We start from the raw sequence: 11,400 nt of genomic DNA, 5'->3' as shown, positions 1-11,400 counted from the left end.
GGACTGCAGGGCTTCGAAGCTGGCGTCGGACAGCGCCAGGCGCAGCAGCGTCATGGCCGTCAGGAGCAGGACACCAAATACGATCCCCGCCATCGCGGCGGCCCGCCGGGTCCGCCAGAGGCTGGCCGTCAGCACGGGCGCGTTGTTGCTCACGTGTCGCTCCGTCTGCCACTCGTCGGGCTGCTCACTGTCGACCACGGGGTCCTCGGCTCCTGGCGATGCCCCCAGCATGGCGTCGGGATCGGGTGCTGACCTCATCCGGTCCGGGTGATGTCGCGTCGCCGCAGGGGCTGGGCTTGCGCCACGCGAGACAGGTGTGGAATGAAGACACCGTGACCAGCTCGGCGGACCAGCCCGAACGCAGCGCTGGCGTCGCACTGTCGCTCGGTCAGGCAACGCGTACCTGGTTCGCCATCTCCTTGCAGACCTTCGGCGGCCCGGCTGGCCAGATCGCGGTGATGCAGCACACCCTGGTCGACCAGAAACAATGGATCGGGCAGAAGCGGTTCCTCCACGCCCTGTCCTTCTGCACCCTGCTCCCAGGACCCGAAGCCCAGCAGCTGGCCATCTACATCGGATGGCTGCTCAACGGGGTGGCCGGTGGCCTGATCGCCGGAGTCCTGTTCGTCCTCCCTGGAGTGCTCGCCCTGCTGGCGCTGTCCGCCCTGTACGTGAGCGCGGGAGACACCACGATCGTCACCGCCGTGCTTGCCGCTGTGGCACCGGCGGTCCTGGTGATCGTCGCCCAGGCCGTACTCCGGGTGGGTGGCCGGGCTCTGGGACATCCGGCACTCGTCGCGCTGGCGGTGGCTGCGTTCGTTGCCTTGTCGATCTTCAAGACCCCGTTCCCGCTCGTCGTAGGTGTCGCGGGGGCGGTCGGATGGGCACTGGGTCACTGGGCGCCTCAGACCATGCGCGAGCCGAAACCACCGTCTGTTGAACCCGATGGGCCGATTCCGCTGATCTCGGACGACGCGCTTCACACCGAACGCCCCAGCAGGACCCACTCCTTGAAGGTCATCGGCGTCGGCCTCGTCGCCTGGGCCATCCCGGTCGGGGCCGTCGTCGCGGTGACCGGACGAGACAGCATCTTCACCGACCAGGCGCTCTTCTTCACCGGTGCTGCGCTCGTCACCTTCGGAGGTGCCTACGCGGTTCTGGCCTACGTCGCCCAGCAAGCAGTGCAGGTCTACGGCTGGCTCACGGCCAGCGAGATGATCACTGGGCTGGCACTGGCCGAGACGACCCCCGGACCGCTGATCATGGTGGTCCAGTTCGTCGCCTTCGTCGGCGCCTACAACGACCCAGGGGACCTCAACCCTTGGGTCGCCGCCGTCGTTGCGTCCCTGCTGACCACCTGGGTCACCTTCGTGCCGTGCTTCGTGTTCGTCTTCGTCGGTGCGCCCTACGTGGAACGGCTTCGGGGCAACCACGCGCTGTCCGCCACGTTGACGGGCATCATGGCGGCCGTGGTCGGCGTGATCGCGAACTTGGCGATCTACTTCGCCATCCACACGCTGTTCAGCGACGTCAGCACCTTCACCTGGGGCCCGGTAGACCTCCAGCTGCCAGAGCCCGGGAGCCTGAAGCCACTCTCGCTCGCGGTCGCCGCACTCGCGACCCTGCTGCTCTTCCGCGCCAAGTGGCCCGTCCTGCGCACCCTCGGCGCCTGCGCCCTGGTCGGGCTCGCGGCCGGACTCGTCGAGYTGCTCGCGACCTGACGTCTTATGGAACAGGCCCACCTCGTCGACGACGAGGCGGGCCTGGCGCGCCAACTCCAGCGGGGCGGCTGGTCTGCGTGAGTCCAACCTAGACGCCGAGTGGGCAGATCAGGAGGCCCGACCGCTCTTCTCCTGCAGCCGGTCGATGTGCTCAGAGGCCTCCGCCTTGGTGAGGTCGGCGGAGATCTCCTCGCCGGCGTCGCGGGCCAGCGTGTCGAGGTAGCTGCGCTGAGCGCCGGTCATGGGCTCGTCACCGGTGACCCACTCCTCGGGGTCCTTCTCGGTGGTGTTCTGCTGCGCCCCGCCCAGGGTCTCGGTGGTGGGTTCGTCCGAATGCATGTTCGAATCAGTCATGGTGCGAACGTACCCGAGGAAACGGCGACGTCAAGGGCCGGCGCACCCCTGGGTGTGGGGTCAGTCCCCCAGCCCCCGACGCTCGGCCCAGAGCGCGGCCTGGGTCCGGTCGGAGACGCCGATGCTGGCGAAGACCGACGTGAGGTGGGCCTTGACCGTGCGCTCGGAGATGCCGAGCCGGCGGGCGATCTGCTTGTTGGCCAGCCCCCGCCTGACCAGCACGAGCACCTCGCTCTCCCGGGGGGTGAGGTCGACCTCGGACGGCGAGGCGTGCCGCGCTGTCAGCAGCTGTCGGGCCGCACGCGGGTGCAGGGGCGACTCACCCCGGCTCACCGCCCGCACGCCCTCGATGACGTCCTCGGGATCGGCGTCCTTGAGCAAGTATCCGACCGCACCCGCGTCCAGTGCCGCGACGATCCGGTCCGCGTCGGAGAACGACGTCAGCACCAGGACGTCCGGGCCGCCCTCGGCCACGATCCGACGGGTCGCCGTCACCCCGTCCGTCCCCGGCATCTGCAGGTCCATCAGGACGACGTCGGGGGACGTACGACGTACCTCCTCCAGCGCCTCGGCCCCGTCGGCGGCCGTCCCCACGACCTCGATGTCGGGCTCCCCGGCGAGGAGCCGCTCGAGCCCGCTGCGCAGCACCGCGTGGTCGTCCACGAGCAGCACCCTGATCGTCATGCCCGCGTCTCCAGCCGTGTCGTCGTCCCCGCGCCCGGGGCCGAGCGGATGGTGAGCACTCCCCCGTGGTCGCGCACGAGGCTCTCCAGCCCACGCAGTCCGTAGTGTGCCGTGGCGTCCACCGACCCGGGCTCGAACCCGATGCCGTCGTCCTCCACCGTGAGCACCAGCGCCCGCCCGTCGGCCCGCAGGTCCACGCTCATCGTCGTCGCCCGGGCGTGCCGCAACGTGTTGCGCACCGCCTCCTGGGCCACCCGCCACACCAGCGCCGCATCCTGTACGCCGACGTCCGCGAGGTCGCCGACCTGCAGCTCGACCGCCACCCCCGACGCGGACACCGGCGCGCAGAGGTCGTCGAGCGCCGCCGGCAGGGTCGCGGCGTTGAGGTCGGGTGGGTGGATCTCGACCAGCAGCGAACGCAGCGAGCGCAGCCCGCCCCGCAGCGAGCTGGCGGTGTCGAGGAGCGTCGTGCGCGTCGGCCCGGTCTGCTCGCGGGCCAGCGCCGACAGGGCGAAGGCCGAGCCTGCGAGGTCCTGGACCACACCGTCGTGCAGGTCCCGGGCGATCCGGCGGCGCTCGGCCTCCGACGCGGTGGCCGCGCCCCGCAGCAGGCGTTCGCGCTCGGCAGCGGCCCGCGTGACCCGTCGCGTCAGCACGACGAGCAGGGCGGTCGCCACCGCCACGAGCAGCGCGAGGGCGCCGAGGGTGATCCTCTGGAACGGCGCGATCACCTCGGACTGCCGGGCCTCGATGCGGGACAACGTGAAGTACGCCTCGAAGAGCAGGGGCTGCCCCTCGGGCGTCACCACCTGGGTGTAGACCTCGACCAGCGCCGGCCCACCGCGCTCGTAGCGGTTCTCCGGCTGGTCCAGCTGCGACAGCTCGGCGTCGGACCCGCCGTCGGTGAGGATGTCCTGCTCCTCCTCGCCGAGCGCGAACTGCTCCCCGATCAGCCGGACGTCGTCGGAGTAGACGATCGTGCCATCGGCCGCCCAGATCTTGATGCGGCGTACGTCGCCCCCCAGCAGCCGCTCGGTGGCGACCCGGTCGAAGCGGTCCACCGCCCCGGGCCGGCCCTTGGCGAGCCCGGACGGGATGGCCGGCTCGGCGACCGAGCGGGCCAGCAGTCCGGTCGTCGCGCGCGCGTCCGTCAGGGCCTCCTCGTGGGCGGCCCGCGAGGCCAGCACCCGGGCACCCACCACGATCGCGGCGAGCGCCAGGAGCCCGACGACCAGGAAGACGGCCACCGGGCTCCGCAGCGTCGGGCGAGCGGTCATGGGCTGAGTATGCCCAGCGCCTCAGAGGCCGACGGTCGCGACGCACACCGCGCCGTTGCGGGTGGCGCGGAACCGGAAGCTGTCCGTGCCGGCGGCGTCGACCGTCCTGCGCTCGACGTCGAAGGAGCCGCTGCGCCCCGACGTACGGGAGGCACCACGGGCGGACACGCTGCCGTTGTGCTTGAGCACCCAGGCCCAGGTCTCGCCGACGCGGTTGCTGTCGATCTCGGCCTCCACCTCGATCCGGCCGTCGTCGGGCTTGGCCTTGATCTTCCAGGAGGCGCCGTTGCTGCAGGAGCCGGTGCGGATCATCTCGTCGTCGTCGCCCCCCGAGGCCGAAGCAGAGGCGGCGAGCATCGGGAGGCTGGTGGCGACCAGGGCGGCCGCGGCGAGGGTGACGGTGAGGTTCTTCATGGTGTTCTCCTTGGTCGGTGTGCCCCGAGCCTCGCTCCCCCTCGGTCCGGTCCGCCATCGTCCTGTGGTACTACGACCACCGTCCGGATCGCCGCGACACCCCGGACACGCCGACACAAGATGTGGTCCCCCACTTCCCCGACGGCCCTACATATGGTGGTCACGCAGCTGGTTCGCGGCGCCATCCAGGCGTCGTGAGGCAAGAGGGAACCCGGTGAGAGTCCGGGACTGCCCCGCAGCGGTGAGTGGGAACGACAGCCGTCACACGCACTGGGTCGAGCGATCGACCTGGGAAGCGACGGCCGGTAGGGGTCGACCGGTGAGAGCCGGGAGGCGCGCCCGCGAGTCCGAAGACCTGCCAGCGCACCACACCCGTCGGGTGTGGTGGTCCGATGCCGCGCGGGACGGCTGACGGCAGGTACGACGACGCCCGGCCACGGCCGCGGTGGCGTCGGCTCCCCCGTCACCCCTCGCACGCCCGGACCGTCCGAGTCCGTCTCGCGAGGAGAGAGAATGACGGTGACCACCCAGCCGGAGCGCACTGTGATGCGCACAGGGATGCAGGTCCGCAAGAGGAACGGCGACGACGAGCCCGTCGACGTCAACAAGATCGTCCGCGCCATCGACCGGTGCAGCGACGACCTGACCGAGGTCGACCCCTTGCGGGTCGCCACCCGCACCATCAGCGGTCTGTACGACGGCGCCACCACCGCCGAGCTCGACAAGCTGTCCATCCAGACGGCGGCCGAGATGATCGGCGAGGAGCCGCAGTACAGCCAGCTGGCCGCCCGCCTGCTGTCGAGCTTCATCGACAAGGAGGTGCGCAACCAGGGCGTCGCCTCGTTCAGCCAGTCCGTGGCCCTGGGCCACGCCGAGGGGCTGATCGGCGACGAGACCGCGGCGTTCGTCAAGGACAACGCCCGCAAGCTCGACGTCGCGATCGACGGTGACGCGGACCGCCGCTTCGAGTACTTCGGGCTGCGCACCGTCTACGACCGCTACCTGCTGCGGCACCCCTCGTCGCGCCTGGTCGTCGAGACCCCGCAGTACTTCCTGCTGCGCGTCGCCTGCGGCCTCGCCCGGCACCCGGGCGAGGCGATCGAGTTCTACCGGCTGATGTCGCGGCTGGCCTACCTGCCGTCGTCGCCGACGCTCTTCAACTCCGGCACCCGGCACACCCAGATGTCCTCGTGCTACCTCGTGGACAGCCCCCGCGACGACCTGGACTCGATCTACTCGCGCTACGCGCAGGTGGCCAAGCTGTCGAAGTTCGCCGGCGGGATCGGGTTGTCCTTCAGCCGGGTGCGCTCGCGTGGGGCGCTGATCCGGGGCACCAACGGGCAGTCCAACGGCATCGTGCCCTTCCTGCGCACGCTCGACGCCTCGGTCGCCGCGGTCAACCAAGGTGGTCGCCGCAAGGGCGCCGCCTGCGTCTACCTCGAGCCGTGGCACCCCGACGTCGAGGAGTTCCTCGAGCTGCGCGACAACACCGGCGAGGACGCGCGTCGTACCCACAACCTCAACCTCGCCCACTGGGTGCCCGACGAGTTCATGCGCCGGGTCGAGGCCGACGAGGTGTGGTCGCTCATCGATCCCGACGCAGCCCCCGAGCTCCCCGACCTGTGGGGTGCCGCGTTCGACGAGGCCTACCGGACCGCGGAGGCCGAGGGCCGCTACGTGCGCCAGGTGAAGGCGCGTGACCTCTACGCGCGGATGATGCGCACCCTCGCCCAGACCGGCAACGGCTGGATGACCTTCAAGGACGCCGCCAACCGCACCTGCAACCAGACCCGCGACACCCCGGGCGGCCCGGTCGTGCACCTGTCCAACCTGTGCACCGAGATCATCGAGGTCTCCTCCGACGACGAGACCGCCGTCTGCAACCTGGGCTCGGTCAACCTCGCCCGCCACCTCACGGGTGCCTCGCTCGACTGGGACGCCCTGCGCACCACGGTACGCACCGCGGTGCCCCTGCTCGACCGGGTCATCGACATCAACTTCTACCCCAGCACCGAGGCGGCGGCGTCCAACCCGCGCTGGCGCCCGGTGGGGCTGGGGCTGATGGGCCTCCAGGACGTGTTCTTCGCCCTCGGCCTGCCCTTCGACTCCGACGAGGCACGCGAGCTCTCCACGCGCATCTCCGAGGAGATCTACCTGACCGCGCTCGAGGTGAGCTGCGAGCTCGCCGAGCAGCACGGTCCGCACCCGTCGTACGACGAGACACGGGCCGCCACCGGCGTCCTCCAGCCCGACCTCTGGGACGTCACCGGCACCCAGACCGAGCGGTGGGCCGCGCTCCGCGCGCGGATCACCGAGCACGGGCTGCGCAACTCGCTGCTCATCGCCATCGCGCCGACGGCGACCATCGCCTCGATCGCCGGCTGCTACGAGTGCATCGAGCCGCAGGTGTCCAACCTGTTCAAGCGCGAGACGCTCTCCGGGGAGTTCCTCCAGGTCAACACCGCCCTGGTGCGCGAGCTCAAGGCGCGCGGCCTGTGGACGCCCGAGGTGCGCGAGCAGATCAAGCGGGCAGAGGGGTCGGTGCAGGGCGTCACCGCCCTTACCGAGGACGTACGCCGCCTCTTCCGCACCGCGTGGGAGCTGCCGCAGCGGGCCCTGATCGACATGGCGGCCGAGCGGTCGGCGTACATCGACCAGAGCCAGTCGCTCAACCTCTTCATCGCCGGCCCGTCCATCGGCAAGCTCAGCTCGATGTACCTGCACGCGTGGAAGGCCGGGCTCAAGACGACCTACTACCTGCGCTCACGTCCCGCGACGCGCATCCAGCAGACGACGACGTCTGTCCACGAGCCCGTCGTCGTCCCCACCGTCCCCGACCCGATCACCGACGAGGAAGCACTCGCCTGCTCCCTCGAGAACCCCGAGAGCTGCGAGGCCTGCCAGTGACCACGACCGACGACACCACGACCGACCACAGCACCGCGACCGACACGAGCGCGCCCCGGATGCTCCTCGACCCGGGGATGAACCTCACCCTGCGGCCGATGCGCTACCCGCACTTCTACGACCGCTACCGCGACGCCATCAAGAACACCTGGACCGTCGAGGAGGTCGACCTGCACTCCGACCTCAAGGACCTCCAGCGGCTCAGCGACGCGGAGCGGCACCTGGTGTCGCGGCTGGTGGCGTTCTTCGCGACCGGCGACACCATCGTGGCCAACAACCTGGTGCTCAACCTCTACCAGCACATCAACTCCCCCGAGGGCCGGCTCTACCTGTCCCGCCAGCTCTTCGAGGAGGCAGTGCACGTGCAGTTCTACCTGACCCTGCTCGACACCTACGTCCCCGACGAGAAGGAGCGCCACGAGGCGTTCGCGGCCGTCGACAACATCGCGTCGATCAAGGCCAAGGCCGACTTCTGCTTCCGCTGGATCGACTCGGTCTTCGACCTCGACGCGCTGGAGACCCGCGAGCACCGCCGGAGGTTCCTGCTCAACCTGATCTGCTTCGCCGCGGTGATCGAGGGACTGTTCTTCTACGGCGCGTTCGCCTACGTCTACTTCCTGCGCTCGCGGGGTCTCCTCAACGGGTTGGCCTCGGGCACCAACTGGGTCTTCCGCGACGAGTCCATGCACATGGCCTTCGCCTTCGACGTGGTCGACACGGTCCGCGAGGAGGAGCCGGAGCTGTTCGACGAGCAGCTGGCCGCCGACGTACGCCAGATGCTGGTCGACGGTGTGGACGCGGAGGCGCAGTTCGCCGAGGACCTCCTCGGCGGCGGGGTCGCCGGCCTCTCGACGACCGACATGCGCTCCTACCTGGAGTACGTCGCCGACCGGCGCATGCAGCGCCTCGGGCTCGAGCCGATCTACGGCTCGGCCAACCCGCTCGCCTTCATGGAGCTGCAGGACGTGCAGGAGCTGTCCAACTTCTTCGAGCGCAAGGTGTCGGCCTACCAGGTCGGCGTCTCGGGCTCGGTCGGGTTCGACGAGGACTTCTGACCGCGCATGACCGGCGGCGTGTCGGACGTGCAGAAGTCCCACCCGGGCCCGGCCTCAGGCGGGCCGGGCCAGGGTGGACCCGACTTCGGCACGTCCGACACGCTCGCCCAGCTGAGCCAGCACCCACCGCACATACCCCTGGTCTGCGGCTCGACCGACAGGCCCGACTCGAGGCGCAGCGCCCGCATGACCGACTCGAACGGTTCGGCCGCCCGGGCGTCGGCATGCCTGACGTCGAAGGGCGGCAGCGCTGCGGAGACCGACGACACCGCTCAGCTCGCCCGCAGCCCGACGGGCCTCCGAGGCGGTCGGCAGGGCGTAGCGACCGCGGGCAAGTCGCCGTACGGTCCGCGCGCTGGCCCCATCCACAGGCCCCGGCGTCACTGCAGCGTGAACTCGACCTTCCGGGTCGCGACGTCCGCCTTGGTCAGGGTCACCGAGACGTCCTCACCGACCGGCAGCGGCCGACTCCCGACCACGGTTGCCTCGATGGCCGGCTCCTGCACGGTCACGTCGCCGCGACGGTCGTCCTTCTCGTCGGTCTCCAGGACGACGGCCGGGAACGACTCCCCCACCCGAGGCGCGAGCATCGCCGCCTCGACCAGGTTGAGCACCGCGTTCTGGTACTGGTTGGCCCGCCGACCCGACTCGCGCATCGTGTCCGGCAGGTCCCCGAGCTTGGCCAGCACCCAGCCCGGCACCTCCTCGCCGGCGCAGAGCGCGACGCAGATCTCGAGGGCGTAGCGGTCCACCAGCCGTCGCAGCGGTGCCGTCACGTGCGCGTACTCGGAGGCCAGCGCGGAGTGCTGCGGYTGCTCGGGCAGGTCGCCGTTGAAGCCGACGTAGCCGCTGCCGCGCAGCAGCCGGGTGCACGCCACGACCATCGCGGCGTGCGCGGGCCGCGACACGTCAAGGGTGCGGATGAAGTCGGGGTAGAGCTGCTCGGCCGGCCACTCGATGCCCAGGGCCCGCGCCGTCCGGTGCAGCCGCTGCACGTCGCGCGGATCGGCCGGTGGCAGCGTGCGCAGCAGCCCGACGCGGGCGTAGACCATGAGCGAGGCCGCAGCGAAACCGGTGAGCAGCGAGATCTGCGCGTTCCACGTCTCGACCGGCAGCATCGTGCGGAACTCCAGGCGCCAGCGCCCGCCCTCGTCGATGATCTCCTGCTCGGGCAGCGGCAACGACACCCCGCCGCGAGCCGCCTCGCGGGTCAGCCGCAGCTCGCCGACCTCCTTCAGCAGGGTGAACATCTCGTCGGCCGTGCCGGCGTCGAGCTGCTGCTGGAGCGTGGCGTAGTCGAGCTTGGCCCGCGACCGCACACGGGCACGCACGACGTCGACGTCGGTGCCCTCCCCCGTCGCGTCGACGCGGATCGTCCACACCAGCGCGGGGCGCACCTGGTCGGGCAGCAGCGACCCCGCGTCCTCCGAGATCACCGGCGGGTGGAGCGGGATCTTGGAGTCCGCGCCGTAGAGCGTCTCGCCGCGCCGGTTGGCCTCCTCGTCGACCGGGTCGCCGGGGGTGATGAAGGCCGTGAGGTCGGCGATCGCGTAGTGCACGACGTACCCGTCGCCGGCGCGCTCGATGTGCATCGCCTGGTCGAGGTCGCGGGACGAGGCCGGGTCGATCGTCACGAACGGGATGTCCGTCCGGTCCAGCTCCGGGAGCCGCGGGGCGGCGGCGGCGGTGGCGGCGGCCCGCTCGACGGCCTCCGGGAACTCCGGGGTCAGCTTCATCTCCGCCTGGATCGCGGCGATCCCGCCGCGCAACGTCTCGGCCGAGACCGTGTCGTCGCCGGTGCGGACTGAGATGACGCGGTTGCTGGGCATGCGCAGCACCCTAGCCAAGGCGGAGTGCGCAGAGCCCCTACTCTTGCCCGCGTGCTGATCCTGTTGCCGCCGAGCGAGGGCAAGACCGCTCCCCGACGCGGCAAGCCGCTCGACCTGTCCGCCCTCGGCTCGCCCGTGCTCAACCCGACGCGGGAGCGGGTCGTCGAGTCACTCGTCGCGCTGGCCGCGCGCCCCGACGCCGCCGCCGTCCTGGGTCTCGGGGGCACCCAGGCCGACCTCGTCGACCTCGACGCGCGGCTGCGGACCTCACCGACCACGCGGGCCGACCGCGTCTACACCGGGGTCCTGTACGACGCCCTGGGCTCCGACTCGCTGTCCACCGCGGCTCGGCGCCGGGCCACCACCCGGGTGGCCGTCACCTCGTCGGTCTTCGGGCTGGTCCGTCCCGGCGACCGCATCCCGGCGTACCGGCTCGCCGGCGACGTCAGCCTCCCCGACCTCGGACCCGTCGCCGGGCTGTGGCGCGACGTGCTGGGCGAGGCCGTCGAGGAGGCCGTCGGCGGCGGGCTGCTCGTCGACCTGCGTTCCACGATGTACGCCGCGTTCTGGCGCCCGCCGGCCGAGCTCGCGCCACGCCTGGCGACGGTCCGCGTGCTCCACGAGTCCGCCGGCGTGCGCAAGGTCGTGAGCCACTTCAACAAGGCGACCAAGGGCCGCATCGTCCGCGCGGTCCTGGAGGACGGCGGCAACCCGCGCACCCCGGCCGCGCTGGCGCGCCTGCTCACCGACCTCGGCTGGACCGTCGAGGTGGGCGCGTCCACGCCCCGCGGCACCCAGCTCGACGTGGTCGTCAGCGAGGTCTGAGCGAAGCGCTCAGATCCCCGACTCCGAGGTGCGCACCAGGATCCGCTGGCACTCCTCGCAGCGCACGACCTCGTCGACCGGGGCCTTGCGGATCTGGGACAGCTCGGCGGCGTCGATGGTGATGTTGCACCCACCGCACTGGCGGGCCCGCAGCTCGGCCGCGCCGATGCCGCTCTTGGCGCGCAGTCGCTCGTAGAGCGCCATCAGGTCGTCGGGAATCCCCTCGGTGGCCGGGGCCCGGTCCTCCTCGGCGGCCGCGATCTTCTCGTCGATCTCGGCCCAGCGGGCGTCGCGCGCGGTGGCGAGCTCGACGACCTGGGCGTCGGTCTCGGCG

General features: G+C 71.2%; 10 protein-coding genes and 1 riboswitch. Of the genes, 4 read left to right on the top strand and 6 right to left on the bottom strand.

Features of this window, described 5'->3' with window-relative positions; translation table 11 throughout:
• Positions 1-245 precede the first annotated feature (245 nt).
• Positions 246-1,721, top strand: a complete 1,476-nt coding sequence (chrA, locus tag AC1DQF_RS19480; protein WP_477526883.1) for a chromate efflux transporter — start codon at positions 246-248, stop codon at positions 1,719-1,721.
• Between the two features lie 108 nt (positions 1,722-1,829).
• On the opposite strand, the gene AC1DQF_RS19475 is transcribed toward chrA, so the two are convergent.
• Genes AC1DQF_RS19475 through AC1DQF_RS19460 form a run of 4 tightly spaced genes read right to left on the bottom strand, consistent with a single transcriptional unit; the run spans position 1,830 to position 4,450 of the window.
• Positions 1,830-2,075: a DUF3072 domain-containing protein gene (locus AC1DQF_RS19475; protein ID WP_477526882.1), complete on the bottom strand. Its 246-nt coding sequence runs from the start codon at positions 2,073-2,075 to the stop codon at positions 1,830-1,832.
• Between the two features lie 60 nt (positions 2,076-2,135).
• The gene (locus tag AC1DQF_RS19470) at positions 2,136-2,759 is read right to left on the bottom strand and encodes a response regulator (RefSeq protein WP_477526881.1); all 624 of its coding nucleotides are present in this window, start codon (positions 2,757-2,759) and stop codon (positions 2,136-2,138) included.
• Positions 2,756-4,036 carry a sensor histidine kinase gene (locus AC1DQF_RS19465; RefSeq protein ID WP_477526880.1) on the bottom strand — a complete coding sequence of 427 codons (1,281 nt, stop codon included), beginning with the start codon at positions 4,034-4,036 and terminating at the stop codon, positions 2,756-2,758. Before AC1DQF_RS19465 ends, AC1DQF_RS19470 begins: the two co-directional genes overlap by 4 nt.
• Before the next feature lie 21 nt (positions 4,037-4,057).
• Positions 4,058-4,450, bottom strand: coding sequence for a hypothetical protein (locus AC1DQF_RS19460; protein WP_477526879.1), 393 nt, complete (start codon positions 4,448-4,450; stop codon positions 4,058-4,060).
• Between the two features lie 151 nt (positions 4,451-4,601).
• A riboswitch (cobalamin riboswitch) is annotated at positions 4,602-4,827 on the top strand.
• A 136-nt stretch (positions 4,828-4,963) separates the two neighbouring features.
• Here AC1DQF_RS19460 and AC1DQF_RS19455 point away from each other — a divergent pair.
• Together AC1DQF_RS19455 and AC1DQF_RS19450 are read left to right on the top strand one after the other, a co-directional pair.
• Positions 4,964-7,357, top strand: a complete 2,394-nt coding sequence (locus AC1DQF_RS19455; RefSeq protein ID WP_477526878.1) for a ribonucleoside-diphosphate reductase subunit alpha — start codon at positions 4,964-4,966, stop codon at positions 7,355-7,357.
• Positions 7,354-8,412, top strand: coding sequence for a ribonucleotide-diphosphate reductase subunit beta (locus AC1DQF_RS19450; protein ID WP_477526877.1), 1,059 nt, complete (start codon positions 7,354-7,356; stop codon positions 8,410-8,412). The genes AC1DQF_RS19455 and AC1DQF_RS19450 overlap by 4 nt, the downstream gene beginning before the upstream one ends.
• A gap of 380 nt (positions 8,413-8,792) precedes the next feature.
• On the opposite strand, the gene AC1DQF_RS19445 is transcribed toward AC1DQF_RS19450, so the two are convergent.
• Complete coding sequence (locus tag AC1DQF_RS19445) at positions 8,793-10,241, bottom strand: RNB domain-containing ribonuclease (protein ID WP_477526876.1); 1,449 nt, start codon at positions 10,239-10,241, stop codon at positions 8,793-8,795.
• Between the two features lie 51 nt (positions 10,242-10,292).
• Between AC1DQF_RS19445 and AC1DQF_RS19440 the strand changes: the two genes are divergently transcribed.
• Positions 10,293-11,066 (top strand): YaaA family protein, encoded by a 774-nt coding sequence (locus tag AC1DQF_RS19440; RefSeq protein WP_477526875.1) that lies wholly within the window; start codon positions 10,293-10,295, stop codon positions 11,064-11,066.
• Between the two features lie 9 nt (positions 11,067-11,075).
• On the opposite strand, the gene AC1DQF_RS19435 is transcribed toward AC1DQF_RS19440, so the two are convergent.
• On the bottom strand, positions 11,076-11,400 hold a 325-nt coding region (locus tag AC1DQF_RS19435), incomplete at its 5' end, for a zinc ribbon domain-containing protein (RefSeq protein ID WP_477526874.1).

Source organism: Nocardioides sp. P4_G4 (genome assembly GCF_056401085.1).
Note: the sequence above shows the minus strand (reverse complement) of the source record. Positions and strands in the feature narration are given on the sequence as shown.

Excerpts from the sequence above, each read along its gene's own strand:
- AC1DQF_RS19460 (WP_477526879.1), bottom strand. The coding sequence starts at position 4,450 with ATGAAGAACCTCACCGTCACCCTCGCCGCGGCCGCCCTGGTCGCCACC.
- AC1DQF_RS19465 (WP_477526880.1), bottom strand. The coding sequence starts at position 4,036 with ATGACCGCTCGCCCGACGCTGCGGAGCCCGGTGGCCGTCTTCCTGGTC.
- AC1DQF_RS19475 (WP_477526882.1), bottom strand. The coding sequence starts at position 2,075 with ATGACTGATTCGAACATGCATTCGGACGAACCCACCACCGAGACCCTG.
- AC1DQF_RS19455 (WP_477526878.1), top strand. The coding sequence starts at position 4,964 with ATGACGGTGACCACCCAGCCGGAGCGCACTGTGATGCGCACAGGGATG.
- AC1DQF_RS19470 (WP_477526881.1), bottom strand. The coding sequence starts at position 2,759 with ATGACGATCAGGGTGCTGCTCGTGGACGACCACGCGGTGCTGCGCAGC.